Here is a 21273-nt window from a genome sequence, read left to right on the forward strand (position 1 = left end):
GAATGAATTCGCTCCCACAGAAAATCCCCCCCTACCGATGCGGCCTATCACCACCATAGCTGGAGTCCTCCGCCCGCAACCCCTAGAATCGCCCCCACGATTAAAGGAGACGACCGCATGCTGATGGTGATTTCCCCAGCGAAAACCCTCGATTTTGAAACGCCGCCGACGACTGAGCGCTTCACCCAGCCGCAATACCTGGACCACTCCCAGGAATTGATCACCCAGCTGCGCGAACTCAGCCCGGCACAGATCGGGGAGCTGATGCACCTGTCCGACAAACTCTCGGGCCTTAACGCTGCCCGCTTTGGCAGTTGGACCCCGGCATTCACACCGAACAACGCCAAGCCGGCGATCCTTGCGTTCAAAGGCGACGTCTACACCGGCCTCGACGCCGAAACCCTCGCCGACGCCGACCTCGACTACGCCCAGCAGCACCTGCGCATGCTTTCCGGCCTCTACGGCCTGCTGCGCCCGCTGGACCTGATGCAGCCGTATCGCCTGGAAATGGGCACCAAACTGCCCAACAGCCGCGGCAAAGACCTCTACGCGTTCTGGGGCAACCGCATCAGCGAATGGCTCAACGAAGCGCTGGCCGAACAGGGCGACGACGTCCTGCTCAACCTCGCCTCCAACGAATACTTCTCTGCGGTCAAACGCCCGGCCCTCAAGGCCCGCGTCATCGACACTGAATTCCGCGATCAGAAAAACGGCCAGTACAAAATCATCAGCTTCTACGCCAAAAAAGCCCGCGGCATGATGAGCCGTTTCGTCATCTCCGAGCGCATTGAAAAGCCTGAACAACTGAAGGAGTTCGATGTGCAGGGGTATCGGTACGCAAAGGATCTGTCGACGGCGGACAAGTTGGTGTTCTTGCGGGATGAAGGAGCAGAGTAAGGAACGGTGGGGCCGGTGTTCGAATGACGGGCCCCTTCATATGAGTGCGTTACAACAGCTCTTTCGCCAACGATTGACTCGCCAGTTTGCTGACACTGTCGAGGGCCACGCGTAATGTTTCGGCGTCAGCGCCGAGTTTGTCCGGCTCATAACCATGATCATTCCCGGCAGTGAATGGCGATACGCCTTCGGCATGCTGCCAGACGCGCTCCGTTCCACGTTTCATTACGGCGTTTATTCTGACCACCGGATAAATCACGCTGCTGAAACCATGGGATATATGAAACCCCCAGTGGTCAACTGTCAGCTGAATGTTTGCATCGGCAGTCGTGTCATCGTCCACCACTTTGAACGAAGAGTTCTTGGCCAGCTCCGCAACAAAATGCTGTTTCACAAGCTCACCCAGATCGATTTTCTCGTTATCGACCATTTCGACGATCTCCGCTTGTGGGGACGTTGAAAGCATATTTGCGACGGCAACCCCCAATGCACCGCCGAATGCCATTCCGGTATTTTGGGCACGACCGAAATAACTGATGTTGCCAGGTTGCCATTGGACGGGAAGCACTTTCACCGTTTTGATTTGCGCTCGGTGCTCAGCCGAGAATTTCTGCCCGGCGCAGCCGGTGAGTACGAGCGCGTAGAGTAGAACAGCGATTAATTTTTTCACATCGATCCTTAATGTTTAACGTTTGAGTATTCGTTGGTAATGCGTCCGTGCCTTGCGTTTTTTGGTGAGTTACTCCTCAATTTACCTTAAAAATAAGCCCTGCCTTTCTATTACTCGACACACGCCGCTATTACGAAAGCTGCCCCGCCCTCATGAAGGTTTGGGTACAAATACAAACAGAGCTCCACTTACAGAACAGCCATGAATATATCTCCTCGCCCTATCCAAACTTCTCGCAAAAAACACCGCATCCAGCTCTCCAATCTCTTGATCGCAGTACCAACTATCATACGTCTGCTCCGCAATCTCATCGACCAACTGATACACGTCACCACCCAGCACCGGAATTCCTAAAGCTTCAAACTCGTCAATTATCCGAATGGCATCATTGCGCTCCAGCGCCCAGTTTTTTATCCCCAGATGACCGAGATAAACACCACAACTCAGAATTGAATCAACCTGCAGCGACCAGATAAAACTCATTACCTACTCTCCCGATTCGGTTTGAAAAGACGATGATTGATTGCCCCATCCGGCTCTTTTATGAACTCGAACACTCCTTGCTTCCCACGATACTCACCTGGAATTTGCAGCCTATCTCTTACGACACCGTCCCCACCTGTTATTTTCGTTATCTGACCAGCTGTTTGGAAAGTTTTTACACTTTCTGGGAAGGCATGGAGATCACCTGTCTTGATCTGAGCTAGCACTTTATTGGTGTACTTGGTTCCTGCAAAAAAATCAGCCGCTACAGAGTTTTCTTTTCCACCATCAGACACTCCCTGCTCGTTTTTATAGCTCATTTGAGGCCGGGCATCCGGCCCCGGGTCTCTCCCTACATCTTTTTCCGACTGCTGATGGCTAGGGCGACTCGGCGTTGTGGTTGCTGGCTTCGCCGTAGAGCTTCCACCCCCGGCCCCCAGCATCACCGCGCCCAGTTCATTCCAGAACCGGCTGCCTTCTCCGTTTTTGATCGCGCCGAGTTCGCTGGCGATTTCCAGCCTTGCGGTCAGGTTCTCCTGTTGGAAGAACGCCGCGATGAGGGTGCCTTCCTTGATTTCGCCCTGGGCGTAAAGCTCTTTGGCCAGGGCTTGGAGCTTCGGGTCGTCGGCTTCGAGCTGTGCGGAGATTTGTCGGCAGGTGTCTGGCGAGGTTTTGCAGAGGTTGGCGAGCGCGGCGTTTTTGTCTTCGTTCTGCTGCGCGTATTTCTCGTGAATCTGGCGCTTTTCAGCGTCGGTTTTGCTGGTGGCCAGTTCGCCGCGCATGGCCTCCAGGTCTTTGTGCAGGAGGTAGTTGTACTCCGTCGCGTTCTTCGCCACCCAAACACCTTGCTGGAGTTTTTCGGCGTCGGTGTCTTTTTGGGCGGCGGCGGCCAGGAGGCCGATCATTTGGCTGCTGAGGGTCAGCAGCGCTTCATTACCCTGGACGAGGCCGTCGAGGTGGCCGACGAGGGCTTCGTTGGCGCCAGCGGCGAGGGCTCCTGTTTTGAAGTCGCCGCCGGTGGCTTTGGCCAGCAGGCCGCCGACCATGGCGTGGATAGCGATTTTGCTGGCGCTGCCGGTTTCGAGCGTCCCGGTGGTGTAGTCGCCGACGAGGTTGAAACTGGCAGCAGCGAGGGTGTTGAACAGCGCGCTCTTGAGACCGTCGCTGACGTTCCCGCCCTGCCCCAGTGCCTTGGCGAGCGCGGCGGAGGTGACGTTTTGCAGGGATTGATTGGCGGCGAACTGGCTGATGCCTTGCCAAGTGTTGAGGGCGGGGCCGGTGACCTTCCCGGTGACGGGGTCGGTGTGAGTGCCGGTCCACTCGTTGAACAACCCGGACGTCAGGCCAGCGGTAACGCCCGCGACGGCATAGTTTTTGAGACTGTCGGAGGACGTGACGTCCTTGAACACTGCGCCGAGGTTGCCGCGATTGTTCACGGCCGAAACAGCGGCCGTCGTGCTGGCACTGGTCGCAATGGCACCTGCGGCAGCGGCAACACTCGCGGCAGCACCGGCTTCGGCAACGGCGGCAAACGCAGCAGGCCCCACCGCCCATGCCATCAGAATCGCAATGGCAATCTGCGCCGCAGGCCCCAGCCCCGAGTTGTCGTATTTGAACGACTCGTGGATCTCGGCCACCTGCCGCCAATCCACATCCCCGCGAGCCTCGGCCGCTTTGAGCCAGGCCAGTTGAGGGTCGGCCGCCACCATGGCGTCGATGGTCTGACCGACGGTTTGCCGATCGACGTGTTGCACATCGATCTTGAGGCCCTGCACGGCGTTGATGACCACTGCGCCTTTGGCGATCAGCTCGCTCTGACGAAGGGTTTCGTCAGTGCGGCCCTCGCCTTTCATGCTGAACCAGGCGAGGTCGCTCTTGCTCTTGGCGTGGCTTTCCTGCTGCAGGTCCTTGACCGCTTCGAAGGTCACCGCCCCGCCGCTGTCGAGGGTGAGGTTGCCGCCTGCGTCGAGCGTTGCCTGCTGGTAGCGCTGGTCGCCGCCGCTGACGAGGCTGAGGTTGCCACCCGCCTTGATGCCGCTGCCGACGTGGGTGACGTTGGTGACTTCGTCGCGCTGGCTTTTCTTGGCGCCCCAGCCGCCGTTCTCCTGCATGTCGTACAGGGTCGATGTACTGTTTTGCGCGGCGATCAGGTCGAGCCGTCCACCGCTGTGAATCTGGACGTCGCGCCCCGCTTCTATCTGGCTGGCCATCAGCGTGGTATCGCGGGCAGCGGTGGAGCGAACGTCCTGACCGGCGAGCAACACACTGCCGACCTGGGTCTGGCGCTCGTCGCGTTCGGTGATGCGTGTGTGGCCGTCCTTGCTGCGGGTTTCCAGGCTGTGGACGTCGGCGACGGAGGCAACCGTGATGTCGCGACCGGCAGAGAGGGACAGGTCGTTGGCGGCGTTGGCCTGGCTGGCGACGACGTTGATGTCGCGCCCAGCGGTCAGGTTGAGGTGGCCGCCCGATTGGAGCGTGGAGGCGAGGTTTTCGATGTCAGTGCGGACGGTGTAGCGGTGACCGCCGTCCGCGAGGTCATGTCGCTCTCGAGCACTGACCGTGGCGAGCAGGTTGATGTCGCGACCGGCATGAAGGCTCGCATCGGTGCCCGCTTTGATCGCGCCCCGATTGCTGATGTCCTGTCCCGCGATCAGCGAAAGACCGGCGTTGGCTTCAATGACGCCAGGCCCATCGATGATCGTGCGAATGCCTGCGCCGTCGCGGACCTGAATCGCGGTGCGGTCGTTGACGATGTCGCCGCTGATGGCCAAAAGGCTGACGTCGCTGCCTAGGATTATCCCGGCCATGGCATTGCGGATGCTGTCTTGGGCCAGCAGTGTCAGGTGCTTGCCCGCCTCGACCAGACCGCTTTGGTAGAGGCTGCCACCGGCGCTGGCGGCAAGATTTTCCTGGCCTCTTAACGTGCCGGTGTTCAGCAGATCGCCGCCGCTGAGCAACTCGACGTCGCGCCCCTGAATCAGCGCATTGCCGCGCACATTGCGCTTCTCGGCATCCGCCAGGTACAGCACCGGCACCAGCACGGTCTGGCCATCGACAACGCGGTTTTCCATCCAGACGATGTCGGTCGTGAGCGCAGCGACCTGCTCGGCAGACAGCCCCACGCCCACACTCAGCTTCAACGCTTCCTGACTCGCCGCAGCGTTGTTCATCAGGTAGCGAAACTGCGCTTCATCGCTGGTCAGATCATCCGAGAGAAAGCGCTGACCGGTGCGCGCCACCACTGCGTCACGAATCAAACGCGACTCGTAAAAGCCGTCGCCCAGTCGACGCCACGCCCCGTCCGCGCTGTAGCCCAGCAGGCCGAGCAGGTAATCGGAGCCGAGAAACTGGGCGAGGTCGGTGAGGTTCGGGTTGCGCTCCACCAGATACCGAGCGCTCGGGTCCTGGCTCTTGATGAACAGGCCGTAGTCACCTTGGGGCAGGCGAAAACCGCTGGCCGAGGTCGGGTCGAATCCTGCTGCATTGAGTACGTCGCCATCCGCAACGCGCTTGCTCAAATCGATGTCCACGGCACCCAGCGCGTCGTCGCCGACCTGCCCGGTCAACTGCGCAAGGGTGTTTTCCCGGACCGTACCGTTCTGAACACTGCGGGCGACGTTGAGCGTCATTTTGCCGCCCGATTGCAGCGTCGCAGCGTAGGTCTCCCCGCTGTCGCGCCACTCGGTGACGTTGCTCAGCTCTTCGAATCGGTCGTCGCCGGAGCGTGCCTTGAGCAGTTCGAACCACGCCAGATCGAAATTTCCGGCGGCCAATGCGGCCTTGAACGCAGGAATGTCGATGAACTCCATCTGGTCCCAGTACGCGGTGTCGATCTGTCCTGGCGTGCCGATCTGCGTGATGTTTTCGCCGATGCGGGCACTCGCGCCGAGGTTGAGCAGGTGCTGTGCCGTGATGGTGAGATCCGCATTCGCGGCCATCAGGCTGTAGCGGTTTTCGACCCGATCAGCCTCGATGTTCATCGATTGCCCGGCGACCAACCGCGCCGATGCCGAATCCTTGATGGCGCGCTCGATCCAGGTTTGCAGAATCGTGATCAGGCCGCGCTTGAAACTGTCGTGGCCGCCGCAGTGCTGGCCGCAGACCCAGTCCAGATCACCGGCCACCCGCTCGCGTCCCAGTTCGAATTCGGCCTTGGCGTTTTCCACCCGCCGCGCTTTGAGCGAGAGATTGCCTTCGCTTTCAACCGTGCCGGAGCGGTTGCTGAACGCCTCCGCGAAACCGCCGTCCAGCCCGCTGAAATGGAGGTCTCCCTGGCTGTAGACGTCGCCATACAGATTGCTGACGCGCGGGCCGAACAAGGCCATGTCGCCGCCGCTGAACAGCAGGCTGTCAGCGTGGTTGGCGATGCCGGTTTGCGCCTGAAGCGTCACCGCGCCTTGAGCGCCGAGGGTGCCGTGGTTGTCGATTTGCGCAGCGTTGATCCGCAAGCTTTCGCTGGCGGTCCGGACACCGAGGTTATTGAGCAGACCGCTGAGCGTGAGCGTCGCGTCTCCCGCGCTGGCGAGGCGGCCACTGGTCTGCTGCAGATCGCCAGCGGACAGGGTCAGGCGTTGCAGCGTCTGAATCAGGCCACTGTTGCGCAGGTCCCCCAGGAACGCGAGGTTGAGATCGCCGTCGCTCAGAATCTCGCCTGCGTTGTTCAAGCGTGCGGCCGACAGCGCCAAGCCACTGCCGCTGAACAGCCGCTCTCCGGCATTCAACGTGAGGTCGCGTTCGACGTCGAAGCGGGAAGAACCTGCGAATTGCACAGCACCCAGCGCCGTCACCGAACCCAGCGCAAGATGGCTGTTCCCCAGCCCGTTGATCATCCCGCCGCCGTTGTCGAGTGCGGCGGCGCGCAGGCTGAAATCGTCGTTGGCTTCGAGAATCCCGCGTTGATTCAGCAAGTGTTCGCCAACCTTCAGGTCCAGCGAGCCACCCGCGACCTGCCCCTCACGGTTGTCGAAGGTCGAGCCCTCGAAACGCACCGCGCCTTTGGCAAAGATCGAACCGGCCTGATTGAGCAGCGTGTCGACGGACAGCACGAGGTCATCGACCAGACTCGTCAGTTGCCCGGCGGCCTCGCCCAGTCGCCCGTTGTCCAGCAGCGCGGTCGACACCGAGACCTGACTTCCCGCAATCACCCCACCCCGGTTGTCGAGACGGTCGCGGCTCACGACTCCGATCTGCTGACCGCGTAACGTGCCGCCTTGGTTGTCGATACGCTCGGCATTGATCGTCAGGGTGCGTTCGGCCGCGAGGGTCTTGCGATTGGTGAGCGTTTTGATGTTGACGGCAACATCGGTGGCGCGGATGTCGCTTTCGTTTTTAAGCTTCTGGGCGGTGATTGCGATCCGGTCGCGCGCGGTGAGTGTGCTGCGATTCGTCACTTCCCCGGCACTGCGAATCTCGACGATTGGCGCGTTGACCCGCTCGCCTTCGAGGGCCACGTCCTGGGCTTGCACGCGAATCGCCGACGCCGCCGAGGCGTTGGCCAAGGTCAGATGGCCGTTCACGTCCAGGTGCAGATCCCCGGCGCTGGCGGCCACATCGCCTGCCAGACGGACGCCGACCCCGGCTTCGGTGCCCACCAATCGAATGGTGTTGGCGTACATCCCGCCGAGCGCCGAGGAGTCGATGGCGACTTGCGGCTTTTCACTGCCATCGTCGGGCAGCGTCTGGGCGTCCAGGCTTTGTGCATCGACCCGATTGCGACCGGCCACGACGTTGAGTTCGCGGGCGTTGATCTGCGCGTTGATCTTCACGGAGCGGGCGATGATGTCGAAGCGGTCCACCGCCGTTGCGTCCAGCCCCGCGCCGTCCACCGCGACCTCGCCCTGTTCGACCTGAAAGCGCCCGACAGTGCCGCCTTCGATCACCGGCTTGCCTGTGGTCAACGTCGCGCGCGGGGTGTTGATGAAGCCGCAACCGCTGCACGTGATGCCGTGGGGGTTGGCGACGATGACGTGGGCTGCTTGCCCGGCGATTTCCGTGGCGCCACGCAACTGGCTCGGGTGACTGCCGGTGACTTCGTTGAGGATGACCCCGGCGGCTTGCCCGCGCAGATTGGGGTTGCCCAGAATCTGCCCGCCCAGTTGCGTGGACTGGATCGGGCCGGTGGCGTTGTTGAGGATCAGCCCCTCGGGGCCCACGTTGTAGTCCTGAAACTGATTGTGGGAAAGGCCCTGCGCGTTGGGCGCGGCGATGTTGACGATGGGCACGCCGTTGCCCGCCTGTTGCTGGCCGGGACCGCCCACGATGCCTTGGGCCTGAGCCCAGAGCGGTTGCCAGAACAACGCGTTGGCCAGAACCAGCGCCAGGCCGCGCTTGGGAAGACCGCAGAAACGGTCGCGAGGGGTCAGCGCGGCCGAAGGCTGGCGCGCCAGAAAAAGCAGGTGGCGAAAATCCATGTTCAAAAAAATCCAGAGAAACGAATGCGGTTACAGGAAGAGGTTCAGGCGCAGGTAAACCGGGGTCTCACGCTCGGCGAGGGCGTCGGGCCGTTCGAGGGAATGAGCAAATGTCAGGCTGAGCGAGGCATGTTCACCACCGGCGAACAGCTCGGTGGAATGCCCCGAAAGGCGACCATGCTGGCCGCCGTCAAACCCGTGATGTCGGATGACGCCGTGGTCATAGCCGAGGTTGATGCCGTAGCCGGAGACCACCGGATGCAGCCAATCGACGTTCACAGGCCGGGTCCAGCGCAGGTCGTTGCGCCAGTAACCGCCGCTGTCGCCGGACAGGAATTGCTCCTTGTAGCCGCGCACTGATGATTCGCCGCCAAGGCTCATGCGCTGCGGGCTGAACAGCACGTCCTGGCTGTACTGACCGGTGGCCATGCTGCTGAATGTGAAGGCCTCGCCTGCCAGTTGAAACGGCGTAAGAATGCTCAGCGTCGCGCCGTATTTGCGGTACCGCGACTGGGGTTGGCGATCGTCCGGGCGCGCAGGGTTATTCGGCGTCGTGCGTTGCGCACCGAATGCACCGATGCCTTTTTGCATGCCCAGCGAAAGGTTGGTGAAGGCCGAGCCGATGCGCCGTCCGTGACTAAGCCCCACTTGCAGTTCGCTCAGACGATGGCTGCTGCCGAGCAGGCGACTGCCTTCGATATAGCTGTTGCTGCGCAGATGAGAGACGCCCAGTTGCAGTGAGGTTTTGCCGACGCCATCACGGTGCAACACGCGTTCGGCATGCACCTGATGACTGACCGTGTCCCCGGTCTGCGCGAAGGCAAAGTCATTCGCCTGAACGCGGGATCGATAGTGGCTGCGGCTCTGTGCGTAGCTGACGTTCCACCACCGATAGGGCAGTTCGTAATACAGCATCGAACTTTCAGAATGGCGTTGGTGATCACTGACCGCATCTGCGCCGCTACGCAGATTGAGACGGTCGGCGAGGCCCAGCGGATTGTCCCACTCCAGCCCCAAATCCCATTGCTGCTCGCCAGTGCTTTTTTGCCCGGCATTGCTGCGCGAGAGCTGCGCGCGCCACGGTTTCAGTGGCTCATTGAGCACGCGAACATCGCTGCCGCCCACCTGTTTGCCGGGCTTGAGTTCCAGTCGCGCCCGATTCGAGGGCAGACGATTGAGTTGATCGACCAACTGTTCGAGCGTTCGCAAATCCAGGATTTCGCCAGCCTGACCCGGAAACCCCATGCGCAATTCTTGCGCAGTGAAGGCACCCTGCTCTGCGCCCAACGCTTCCAACTGACCTTCGACGACGTGCACCGTCAGCTTCCCATCGGACAGGTCCTGCTCAGGCAAATACGCCCGGCTGGTGACCCACCCCCTGTTAAGGTAATGGTTTGTGACGCCGCGAAGTAGGCCATCGAGCTGGGCGGCACCGAGGCAATGATTATGAAAGGGCTCGACCAGCCGTCGCTGGTCCGCAACGCTCAGATGGGCCGCGCCTTTCAGCGTGATACGCCGAATGGGAAAACAAGCGCTGAAAGTCGGTTTTGACTGGCGTGTCGGCGTAATGGTCGGCGTCTGCAAATGCTGGAGTTCCTCCAGCTTGCGCCGCTGGTCCTCAAGCAGCCGTTCCTGCCGGTCGGTGATGACGCTTCGGTCGCCGGGGTTGGCGCCCGGTGCGGCATATGTCGTGCTGCTTAACCCTAAACCGGCAACGACCAGCCCGGTTCGCATCCAGATACCCAAGAAAAATGCCCCAAAAAATGAAGGCGCGAAGAGTGCGCGCGATCAGAGGGCATCTCGATCCAGAGAAGAAAGGAAACACGTAGGACGATTTTTGAAGTTCCCGTAGGACTGTTCTGGCAGACGAACGGTTTAAAGGCCATGTTATTGGCGCCAATTTATGATCACTCGCAAATGCCGCCTGGTTTTTCTCAAAAAATTAACAACATTTTTTTGTAGTGGCCTATCGCTTTTTTGCACTAGTGGCACAGTTACATGCTGTAGCCGCAACCCCCTTAATATAAAGGACTAAATCGAAAGTGCTATCAAAGTGCAATTACCCTCAAAAACGAACCTGTATCGAAAATTCTCGAAAAGAGGACGAGCGGCCAGGAACTTCTGGGGAAACCTCATGCTCCTACATCCCGTAACAATTCTCGTCCACCTTGTGAGACATCTCTTACATGGCATAAGGACAGATCTGGAAGTTACTAGTCAACGTAGTTAGACCCGTCGGTCTATGTGGTACGTGCAAGGAGAGAACGCACCAAACTAGTTGAAGTAGATCGAGCAAGCACCAATCGGGTGCTGTAAAGCCACTGACGAGCAGGACCATACTGAATCATGGCCAAAAGCCCTGAGCCAGAGGCGCGGCAGCGACTCACAATCATCCGGTGGAGTGTTATGCCATATCCCAGATCGGGAACCCACATACATATGTATGGGTCACTCGACGCTTGTAATCTGTAATATTCGGGCCCGCCTTTAAAACGACGCCGCCCCTATTAAATTCTGCCTGTGCTTGTGTCACGACATTAACTTGCCGTGCGGACGAGTGCGCGAAAGTTGAAAGACAGTACTTATATCCAGCCAACTAATGGCGTAAAAATCGAGGAGATTACGATGCATATCAGCATCTTTGGTTTGGGCTATGTCGGTGCAGTATGTGCTGGTTGCCTCTCGGCACGTGGTCATGATGTGGTCGGTGTGGATATCTCCAGCGCCAAGATCGACCTGATCAATCAGGGCAAGTCTCCAATCGTGGAACCGGGCTTGGGCGAGCTGCTGGAGAACGGGATCAAGACCGGCAAACTGCGCGGTACGACTGACTTCTCCGAAGCGATTCGCGCCACTGACCTGTCGATGATCTGCGTCGGCACGCCAAGCAAGAAAAACGGCGACCTGGAGCTGGATTTCATCGAGTCCGTCTGCCGCGAAATCGGTTTCGTGCTGCGTGAGAAAACCTCTCGCCACACCATCGTCGTGCGCAGCACCGTGTTGCCGGGCACCGTCGCCAATGTGGTCATCCCGATTCTGGAAGACTGCTCGGGCAAAAAGGCGGGTGTTGATTTCGGCGTGGCGGTGAACCCTGAGTTCCTGCGCGAAAGCACCGCGATCAAGGACTACGATCACCCACCGATGACCGTCATCGGCGAGTTCGACAAAGCCTCCGGCGACGTCCTGCAATCCCTGTACGAAGAACTCGACGCGCCGATCATCCGCAAGGACATCGCCGTTGCCGAGATGATCAAGTACACCTGCAACGTCTGGCACGCGACCAAGGTCACCTTCGCCAACGAAATCGGCAACATCGCCAAGGCGGTCGGCGTCGACGGTCGCGAAGTGATGGAAGTGGTCTGCCAGGACAAGTCCCTGAACCTGTCGCAGTACTACATGCGTCCAGGCTTCGCGTTCGGCGGCTCCTGCCTGCCAAAAGACGTGCGTGCCCTGACCTACCGCGCCAGCTCGCTGGACGTCGAAGCGCCACTGCTCAATTCCCTGATGCGCAGCAACGTTTCCCAGGTGCAGAACGCCTTCGACATCGTTGCGGCAACTGATAACCGCAAAGTGGCGCTGCTGGGTCTGAGCTTCAAGGCCGGCACCGACGACCTGCGCGAAAGCCCGCTGGTTGAACTGGCAGAAATGCTGATCGGTAAGGGCTTCGACCTGAGCATCTACGACGCCAACGTCGAGTACGCCCGTGTTCACGGCGCGAACAAAGAGTACATCGAGTCGAAAATCCCGCACGTTTCGTCCCTGCTCAACTCGGACTTCGACGCCGTGGTCGACAACTCTGACGTCATCATCCTCGGTAACCGTGACGAGCGTTTCCGCGCGCTGGCCAACAACGCCCCGGCCGGTAAAAAGGTCATCGACCTCGTCGGCTTCATGACCGGCGCAACCACCGAAAACGGCCAGACCGAAGGCATCTGCTGGTAAGAGCAGCGGCGAGCTGCAAGTTTCAAGCGACAAGCTAACGGCCAGCTCCAGGTCTCGAGTCCAGCGCATTTTGCCTGGGCTTGGGGCTTGAAGCTTGCGGCTTGCAACTGATTTAGGGATGCAGATTATGAACGGGCTAAGACACGGCTTTCTTCAAGCCGCCGGTTGGCTGTTTTACTTGTGTGTGTTGGCGGCCATTGCGATGGCACTGCCAGCGACATTGTTCGACTCCCAGTCGAAAGACTTTATTTTCCTGGTCGGTATCGTCGGTATCTGGCGCTACTCGATGGGCGCAACGCACTTTGTGCGCGGCATGATTTTTCTCTACATCGTTTATCCCCACCTGCGCCGCAAAGTTCGCAAGTTGGGCAAGGCCGCTGATCCGTCTCACGTGTTCCTGATGGTCACGAGCTTTCGTATCGACGCGCTGACCACCGCGCAGGTCTACAGCTCGGTCATCCAGGAAGCCATCGCCTGCGGCTACCCGACCACCGTCGTCTGCTCACTGGTCGAGATGTCGGATGAACTGCTAGTGAAGGCTTTGTGGGCCAAACACAACCCGCCGCCGCACGTGACCCTCGACTTCGTGCGCATCGCCGGGACTGGCAAACGCGATGGCCTGGCCTTCGGTTTCCGCGCCATCTCGCGCCACATGCCGGACGACCGTGCCGTCGTGGCCGTGATCGATGGCGACACCGTGCTGGCGGAAGGCGTGGTGAAGAAAACCGTTCCTTGGTTCCAGTTGTTCGGCAACGTCGGCGGCCTGACCACCAACGAATTCTGTGAAGTGCGCGGCGGCTACATCATGAGCGAGTGGCACAAGCTGCGCTTCGCCCAACGCCACATCAACATGTGCTCGATGGCCCTGTCCAAACGCGTGCTGACCATGACCGGCCGGATGTCGGTGTTCCGCGCCACGGTCGTGACCGACCCCGACTTCATCGCCGACGTGGAAAGCGACTCGCTGCAGCACTGGCGCCTGGGCCGCTTCAAGTTTCTGACCGGCGATGACAAGTCGAGCTGGTTCAGCCTGATGCGCCTCGGCTACGACACGTTCTACGTGCCGGACGCCGCCATCAACACGGTCGAGCACCCGCCCGAGAAGAGCTTCCTCAAGGCCAGCCGCAAGCTGATGTACCGCTGGTACGGCAACAACCTGCGTCAGAACTCTCGTGCACTGGGCCTGGGTGTTCGTCGCCTTGGCGTATTCACCAGCATCGTGCTGTTCGACCAGCGTGTGTCGATGTGGACGTCGATCCTCGGCTTGACCGTCGCGATTCTAGCCAGCCTGAAATACGGCGTGAGCTTCCTGCTCGCTTACCTGCTCTGGATCGGCATCACCCGCCTGATCCTGACGCTGCTGCTGTCCTGCTCGGGACACGCCATTGGCCCGGCCTACCCCGCGATTCTTTATTACAACCAGATCGTCGGCGCGCTGATGAAGATCTACGTCTTCTTCCGCCTCGACCGCCAGTCCTGGACCCGCCAGGACACCAAACTGAGCCGCGACATGGCCAGCTTCCAGGGTTGGTTCAACACCTGGTCGTCTCGAACCATGACTTTCTCGGCTGGCAGCATCTTCGTTGCCGTGCTGCTGACAATGGTCTGACCGCACTAATGGATCAACTCGATTACTCAGGAAACTACGCCATGAACACAGCCATGAACCCAGCCGTGAATGCAAACGTCGTCCATGAATCCGAAGCTCAGCGTCAGCATGCCCGGATCAAAATCCCCGCCAAGCTGCGCCTGCTCAATGGTCAGCCCAATGCCCCACTGGTGCGCGTCGAAGACCTGTCCGCTGGCGGCTTGAGCTACATCACGCCAGCGAACCTGAAGCCCACTGTCGGTGAGGTCATCAAGGCCCGCCTGCAGTTTCTGGTCGATAACCTCGGCCTGGCGATGGACGTCGAATTGCAGATTCGCGCCTACGATCCCGCCAGTGGTCGCGTCGGTTGCCAGTTCCAGCACCTTGAAGCTCAGGACATCGCGACCCTGCGCCACCTGATCACCTCGCACCTGTCCGGCGACATCGTCAGCATGGGCGAAGTGCTGGCGACCCTGCAGCGCGACAACTTCACCAAGGCGCGTAAGGTCAAGGACAGCGGCAGCGGCCTGAGCGCCTTCGGTCGCCTGCGTGCAGTCACTTTCAGCGCCGGTATCTTCGTGGTCGGTCTGGTGGCGTTCGGTTTCGTTGCCAAGTCGGTGTACGGCATGTACTTCGTCAGCCACTCCACGTCCGGTCTGGTCAGCGTTCCTTCCATGGACGTGACCATGCCTCGCGAAGGCACCCTGACCAGCCTCGTCGCCCCGAATAACCCGGTCGCCAAAGGCGCGCCACTGGCCACGTTCAACACCAGCATGCTGGACATGCTCAAGGGCAACCTCGACCCGGATCAGATGCAACCGGCGAAAATCGAAGAGTTGTTCGGTCGCCAACTGGCCGGGACCATGACCAGCCCTTGCGATTGCATCATCGGCAAGCAACTGGTGGCCGACGGTCAATACGCCAGCAAAGGCCAGGTGATCTTCCAGATGATCCCTCGCAACATCGCCGCCAACGTCGATGCCCGCTTCACCTATCGCCAGTTCGCCGACGTTCAGCCGGGTGCTCGCGTGAACTTCACCGTTGCAGGCGACGACACTACCCATCGCGGCAAGATCGTCAGCGCCACCGCGTTGAGCCCTGCCGATCTGTCGTCCGACATTCGGGTGCAGATCCAGCCTGACGAATCGCTGAACAGCAGCCTCGCCGGTCTGCCGGTGGAAGTGGTCAGTGATCGCGGTCCTTCGCTGAACTGGCTGATCGACAAAGCCACGGCCGCAGGTCTCTAAACATGGCTAGCCCACTACGAAGCTTGTCAGCCCCTACGTTGTTGAGCCTGGCGATTGCCCTGGGTCTGGGGGGTTGTGGCATCAACCTGCCCGACCAGCGCCTGGCCAATGAAGCCCTGCAGCGCGGCGATACCGCCGTGGCGGAGCAAAACTATCGGCAACTGGCGGACCTGGGTTATAGCGATGCACAGGTCGGTCTTGCAGACATTCAGGTCGGCACCCGCGACCCGGAACTGATCAAACAGGCCGAAGCGACTTACCGCGCCGCCGCTGCTACCTCGCCTCGCGCGCAATCGCGCCTGGGCAAGCTGCTGGCGGTCAAACCCAACTCGACCCCGGCCGAGCAACACGAGGCCGAGGGGCTGTTGAAGAAAGCCTTCGCCAATGGTGAAGCCGGCACGCTGGTACCGCTGGCGCTGCTCTATCTGCAATACCCGCACACGTTCCCCAACGTGAACGCGCAGCGGAAGATCGATGAATGGCGCGCCCAGGGTTATCCGGAAGCGGGTCTGGCGCAGGTGCTGCTGTATCGCACCCAAGGCACCTACGATCAGCATCTGGCGGACGTCGAAAGCATCTGCAAACAGGCCCTGCGCACCAACGACGTTTGCTACATGGAACTGGCCACGGTCTATCAGAAACGCGGCGACGCCGACAAACAGGCGGCGTTGTTGAAGCAGATGGAAAGCGGCTATTCCAGCGGCAGCGTCCCGGCCATGCGTGTCGACACCGTCGCCCGCGTGCTGGCCGACGCGACCCTCGGCAAGCCTGACGAGAAGACCGCCCAGCGACTGCTGGAAAAAGTCGCCCCGGGCTATCCGGCCTCGTGGGTCAGCCTCGCTCAGTTGCTATACGACTACCCCGAGCTGGGCGACGTCAACAAGATGATGGAATACCTGGACAACGGTCGTGCGGCGGATCAACCCCGTGCCGAGCTGTTGCTGGGCAAGCTGTACTACGAGGGCAAGCTGGTCCTGCCGGACGCGAAGAAAGCCGAGGAGCACCTGACCAAGGCCGCGCCGACGCAGATTTCCGCGCATTACTACCTCGGTCAGTTGTACCGCCGTGGCTACCTTGGCCACCCCGACGCCCAGCGCGCCGTAGACGAGTTGCTGACCTCCGCGCGAGGCGGTCAGGCCAGCGCCGACTTCGCCCTCGCGCAGCTGTTCTCTGGCGGCAAGGGCATCAAACCCGACCCGGTCAACGCATGGGTCTTCGGTCAGCTCGCGCAAAGTCAGGGCACCCCGCAGGCGGCGGACCTGATGCAGCAGCTGAACGATCAATTGCCGCCTGAGAAGCGTGCGCAGGCACAGAGTCTTCTCCAACGCGAACAGCAGGTCCGTGGGACCTCAGCGCAAAACGCGCTGGCCTTGCAGACCCTGCAAGAAGAAAAAGACGGCGAGGACGCACCTCTATGAAGCTTAAGTTGAACCCTCTGATGGCGGCCGGGCTTGGCCTGGGCTTCACCCTGATCTGGGCCACACCGACCCTGGCGGCCTTGACCGAAGAAAAGAATTTCGGCATCGAAGTGAAGGCGACCGGCCAGATGGAAGATGACCGCGACCTCGGCACCCGTGGCGGTGGCGACGTCAACGGTCTCGGTCTGGACCTGCGTCCGTGGGCTTATGGCCAATGGGGCAACTGGAGCGGCTACGCGATGGGGCAAGTGGTCACGGCCACCGACACCATCCAGACCGACCCGCTGGACCAGCAGGTCAACAACGCCGATGGCCAGTCCAGCCAGCGCGCCCGCAAGACCTCCAGCAGCCGCGAAGTGGACGACAGCTACGCGGCGCTGCGTGAGTTCTGGATCGGTTACAGCGGCTTCACACCCTACCCCGGCGAGATTCTGAAATTCGGTCGCCAGCGCCTGCGCAATGACGACGGCCAGTGGCACGACACCAACATCGAAGCCCTGAACTGGACCTTCGACACCACGCTGTTGAAGGCCGAACTCGGCGCGGCGCAACGCTTCAGCGAATACCGCACCGACCTGACCGAGCTGTCGGCTCAGGACAAAGATCGCCAACACCTGTTCGGCGACGTGCAGTACCAATGGATGCCGGGCCAATGGGCGGGCATTCGTGCCCACCACACCCACGACGACGGCAGTCTGAAACATCAGGGCGAAGCCATCGACGATCTGGACAAGACCAGCCGTGGCGACCTGACCTGGCTCGGTCTTCAGGCCAACAGCGATGCGTACAACTACCGCAACCTGAACAACGTTAATTACTGGGGCAGCCTGACCTGGCTGACCGGTAATCGCGACCAGATCGGCTCGACCTACGACGCCGCCACCGATCAATACCTGGCCGGTCAGAAAGACAGCAGCCACGTGAATGGCTGGGCGACCGATCTGGGCCTGCGTTTCCGTCTCGACCCGCAATGGCAGGTCGGCGGCGCCTACTCCCGTGCCAGCAAGAACTACGAACAGAACGGCCTTGAGAGCAACCGCTCGAACTGGACCGGCACCCGCTCGCGCGTGCATCGCTTCGGTGAAGCCTTCCAGGGCGAAATGGCCAACGTGGAATCCGGCTCGCTGTTCGCCTCGTGGCAGATGCAGGACGAGTACGACGCCTCGCTGATCTACCACAAGTTCCGTCGTGTCGATGGCCACGCCGGTATCGGTGGCGCAGGCATCAACCCGGCCAGCGAAAGCGTCGACGCCGATGGCGTCTCCACCTTCACGTCCCTGCCGTTGCAAGACGGCAACAAGGACCTGGGTCAGGAGATGGACCTGGTGGTCACCAAATACTTCAAGCAAGGCCTGCTGCCGACGTCGGTCAGCCAGTCCTTCGACGAGCCGTCGGCGCTGGTTCGCCTGCGTGCGGGCGTGTTCAAACCCGGCGATGCGTATGGCAGCGGCGTGGACAACTACATGCACCGCGCCATCGTCGACGTCATCTGGCGCTTCTGATGCAAGCCGCTATAGGAGTGCAATGAGATGAACAGCCAAGCGAACTTACGGCATCGGGCATGGCCCCACGCCCTGCTCGAAAGCGCAGTGCTCAGCAGCGCACTGCTGCTGGCCAGCGCCCAGGCCATGGCGAACACCCCGGTGCCTTTGCCCACCGCAGCGGCCGCGCAACCGGCCAGTGGCGAAGAAGTGGTCAAGGGCCTGCATCAGGCCAAGACGTACACCATCAGCAGCCCCGACGCCGGGCCGCTGAAGATGGACAAACCCAAATTGCCGGACCTGTCGGGCTACACCCAGCAGGCGATGCAGAAAAAGATCGTGCGCAGCAAGCCGGGCAAGGTGTCGATCCGTCGCATGATGCAGGAAGACTCGCTCAAGGAGTTCATTGGCGGCGATAACAAGATGGCCGAATGGGTGGCACGCCAGCACGGCATCCCCCAGGCGATCTTTGTCGACGACGGCTACATGACCCTTCAGGACCTGGCGAAAAAAGTGCCCAAGCAGTATTTGAGCGAAACCTCACCGGGCGTTTTTCTGGCGCGACTGCCGATCGTGGTCGGCCACAAAGGCATCTTCGAAGTCGACAAGAAAACCACCGAACTGCGCCTGTCTCAGGAAGCCGGTGCATTTCTGATCAACGACAACCAGTTGTTCATGCAGGACACCAAGCTGACCGGCTGGAGCGAGAAAGCCAACGGGCCGTCGACGTTCAAGGCGCCGAAGGAATTCCGTCCGTTCCTGCTGTCCTGGGGCGGTACCCAGACCTACATCTTCAACACCAAGATGGCGAGCATGGGTTACAACAACAGCAAGTCGTACGGCGTCAGTATTTCGCAGTACACGCCCATGACGAAGGTCAAGATGAACCGCCCGGACCCGACCGGCTGGATCGTCAATTCCGAGTTCTCGGACATGTGGTACGGCTACTACTGCTATGAGACCCGTGACTTCGTGGTCAAGGGCAACACCTACCGCGACAACATCATCTACGGCATCGACCCGCATGACCGTTCACACGGTCTGATCATTGCCGAGAACACGGTGTACGGGACCAAGAAAAAGCACGGGATCATCGTTTCCCGTGAGGTGAACGACAGCTTCATCATCAACAACAAGAGCTACGAGAATCACCTCTCCGGCATCGTGCTGGACCGTAACAGCGTGAACAACCTGGTGGCCTACAACCAGATTTACCGCAACCACTCCGACGGCATCACGCTGTACGAGAGCGCCGACAACCTGTTGTGGGGCAACCGCGTGTTCGCCAACAAACGCCACGGCATTCGGGTTCGCAACAGCACCAACATCAAGCTGTACGAGAACCTGGCCATCGGCAACGGCCTGATGGGCGTCTACGGCCACATCAAGGACCTGTCCGACACCGACCGCGACATCAAGCTCGACCCTTTCGACGCCGAAGTGTCGCTGATCATGGTCGGTGGCGAACTGACCTCCAACGGCTCCGGCCCGCTCTCCATCGACTCGCCGCTCAGCGTCGAGCTGTACAAGGTGTCGATGCTCGCGCCAACCAAGAGCACAGGGATCAGCTTCAACGGCGTGCTCGGTGATCGTCAGGACGAAATCCTCGATCTGCTGGTGCGCCAACAAAAAGCCGTGTTGATCGACCCGGTCGAAAGCCAGAAACAACTCCGGGACTGAGGAAGCCATTTCTATGCACGCACATTTGATTAAATTACTCAGCCTCTCCGGCCTGACCGCAGCACTGTTCGCTGCCAGCAACGCCGCTTACGCCGACGACGCCAGCGCGCCGAAATTTACCGCCGAGCCTTGCTGCAGCCTGTGCCCGGAAGCCCATGACGAGAAGAACTACGTCACCCGCTACCAGCAGAACTTCACCACGCTGGTGCAGGCCCAGGGCGACTGGCTGTTCCGGACCCGCGAAGATCTGCGCACCGAATTCGACACCACGCCTGAAGGCTACCGTCGCATGCAAGAGCTGCACGACGCGTTCAAGAGCAAGGGCGTCGAGCTGGTTGTGGTGTATCAACCGACCCGTGGGTTGGTGGACCGCAACAAGCTGTTCCCGGCCGACCGGGATAAGTTCGACTACAACACCGCCTTGCGTAACTACCAGGCCATGCTCGGTCGTTTCGCGAAAATGGGCTACACCGTGCCGGACCTTTCGCCGTTGACCAACGAGCAGCAGGTCCACGACTTCTACTTCCGCGGCGACCAGCACTGGACCCCCTACGGCGCCCAGCGCACCGCGAAAATCGTCGCCGAGTCGGTGAAGAAAATGCCTGAGTTCGCGGGCATTCCCAAGCGCGAATTCGAGACCCATCTGTCAGGTCGCATGGGCAAGAAGGGCACTCTGCACAATATGGCCGGTCAATTGTGCGGCTCCAGCTACGCCATCCAGTACATGGATCAGTTCGAGACCGAACCGAAAGGCGAAGCAGCCGACGGCGACCTGTTTGGCGATTCCGGCACCCCGGAAATCACCTTGGTCGGTACCAGTCACAGCGGCAAGAACTACAACTTCGCCGGCTTCTTGCAGGAATACATGGGTGCAGACGTGTTGAACGTCGCCTTCCCTGGCGGCGGACTTGAAGGGGCGATGCTGCAGTACCTGGGCAGCGACGACTTCCAGAAACATCCGCCGAAGATTCTCATCTGGGAATTCTCGCCACTGTACCGCCTGGACCAGGAGACCATCTATCGCCAGATGATGTCGCTGCTGGACAACGGTTGCGAGGGCAAGCCCGCGCTTATGACCACCAAAACCTCCCTCAAGCCCGGCACCAACGAGCTGTTGGTCAACGGCAAAACAGGCATCAAGGACGTGCGTAACGGCAGTAATCAGGTCGACATCAAGTTCGCTGACACCTCGGTGAAAGCCCTTCATGCGCGCCTCTGGTACATGAACGGTCGCCACGAAGACCTGAAGATCGAAAAACCTGAAACATCCGAAACCGACGGGCGCTTCGCCTTCGAACTGCGCGACGACAAGGACTGGGCTGACCAGCAACTGCTCGCCGTGGAAGTGCAGGGTCCTGAAGCGGGCACTGCGCCGCAGGAAGTCGAAGCGAAAGTATGCAAACGCAACGTGTTCCCGAATGTCGCGCATCAAACCGCGCAAGCCGGGTTATGAGGCT

At 60.4% G+C, this 21273-nt stretch carries 12 protein-coding genes and 1 pseudogene; 8 read left to right on the forward strand and 5 right to left on the reverse strand.

The window, feature by feature from the left end:
- Positions 1–117 precede the first annotated feature (117 nt).
- A complete protein-coding gene (gene yaaA / locus GVN17_RS20835; protein WP_166597143.1) occupies positions 118–897 on the forward strand; it encodes a peroxide stress protein YaaA in 780 nt (259 codons plus the stop codon).
- Positions 898–946: 49 nt separating this feature from the next.
- On the opposite strand, the gene GVN17_RS20840 is transcribed toward yaaA, so the two are convergent.
- The 5 genes and pseudogenes from GVN17_RS20840 to GVN17_RS20860 all read right to left on the reverse strand — a co-directional run bounded on the left by GVN17_RS20840 (position 947) and on the right by GVN17_RS20860 (position 10194).
- Entirely contained in the window at positions 947–1567 is a 621-nt protein-coding gene (locus tag GVN17_RS20840) for a hypothetical protein (RefSeq protein ID WP_166597144.1), read from the reverse strand.
- A 150-nt stretch (positions 1568–1717) separates the two neighbouring features.
- Positions 1718–2050: an Imm40 family immunity protein gene (gene imm40 / locus GVN17_RS20845; RefSeq protein ID WP_166597145.1), complete on the reverse strand. Its 333-nt coding sequence runs from the start codon at positions 2048–2050 to the stop codon at positions 1718–1720.
- Positions 2050–7227, reverse strand: a complete 5178-nt coding sequence (locus GVN17_RS20855) for a DUF637 domain-containing protein (protein WP_371928593.1) — start codon at positions 7225–7227, stop codon at positions 2050–2052. Before GVN17_RS20855 ends, imm40 begins: the two co-directional genes overlap by 1 nt.
- A pseudogene (locus GVN17_RS30030) lies at positions 7210–8460 on the reverse strand (filamentous hemagglutinin N-terminal domain-containing protein); the annotation flags it as partial. The pseudogene GVN17_RS30030 and the gene GVN17_RS20855, both read right to left, overlap by 18 nt.
- A gap of 30 nt (positions 8461–8490) precedes the next feature.
- The gene (locus GVN17_RS20860; RefSeq protein ID WP_166597284.1) at positions 8491–10194 is read right to left on the reverse strand and encodes a ShlB/FhaC/HecB family hemolysin secretion/activation protein; all 1704 of its coding nucleotides are present in this window, start codon (positions 10192–10194) and stop codon (positions 8491–8493) included.
- An 891-nt stretch (positions 10195–11085) separates the two neighbouring features.
- On the opposite strand from GVN17_RS20860, the gene GVN17_RS20865 reads away from it, so the two are divergent.
- The 7 genes from GVN17_RS20865 (at position 11086) to GVN17_RS20895 (ending at position 21269) form a co-directional block, all read left to right on the forward strand.
- Entirely contained in the window at positions 11086–12402 is a 1317-nt protein-coding gene (locus GVN17_RS20865) for a nucleotide sugar dehydrogenase (RefSeq protein WP_166597146.1), read from the forward strand.
- 127 nt (positions 12403–12529) lie between these two features.
- A complete protein-coding gene (gene alg8 / locus GVN17_RS20870) occupies positions 12530–14011 on the forward strand; it encodes a mannuronan synthase (RefSeq protein WP_166597147.1) in 1482 nt (493 codons plus the stop codon).
- Between the two features lie 53 nt (positions 14012–14064).
- Entirely contained in the window at positions 14065–15237 is a 1173-nt protein-coding gene (locus GVN17_RS20875; protein ID WP_166597285.1) for a PilZ domain-containing protein, read from the forward strand.
- 2 nt (positions 15238–15239) lie between these two features.
- Positions 15240–16655: an alginate biosynthesis TPR repeat lipoprotein AlgK gene (gene algK / locus GVN17_RS20880; RefSeq protein ID WP_166597148.1), complete on the forward strand. Its 1416-nt coding sequence runs from the start codon at positions 15240–15242 to the stop codon at positions 16653–16655.
- Positions 16652–18157 (forward strand): alginate export family protein, encoded by a 1506-nt coding sequence (locus GVN17_RS20885; RefSeq protein ID WP_166597149.1) that lies wholly within the window; start codon positions 16652–16654, stop codon positions 18155–18157. Before algK ends, GVN17_RS20885 begins: the two co-directional genes overlap by 4 nt.
- A gap of 27 nt (positions 18158–18184) precedes the next feature.
- Entirely contained in the window at positions 18185–19816 is a 1632-nt protein-coding gene (gene algG, locus GVN17_RS20890; protein WP_166597150.1) for a mannuronan 5-epimerase AlgG, read from the forward strand.
- Between the two features lie 13 nt (positions 19817–19829).
- Positions 19830–21269: an alginate O-acetyltransferase gene (locus GVN17_RS20895; protein ID WP_166597151.1), complete on the forward strand. Its 1440-nt coding sequence runs from the start codon at positions 19830–19832 to the stop codon at positions 21267–21269.
- The last annotated feature ends 4 nt before the right edge of the window (positions 21270–21273 follow it).

It is taken from the genome of Pseudomonas sp. SLFW, assembly GCF_009905615.1.
In the GTDB taxonomy this organism is placed as follows: domain Bacteria; phylum Pseudomonadota; class Gammaproteobacteria; order Pseudomonadales; family Pseudomonadaceae; genus Aquipseudomonas; species Aquipseudomonas bambusae.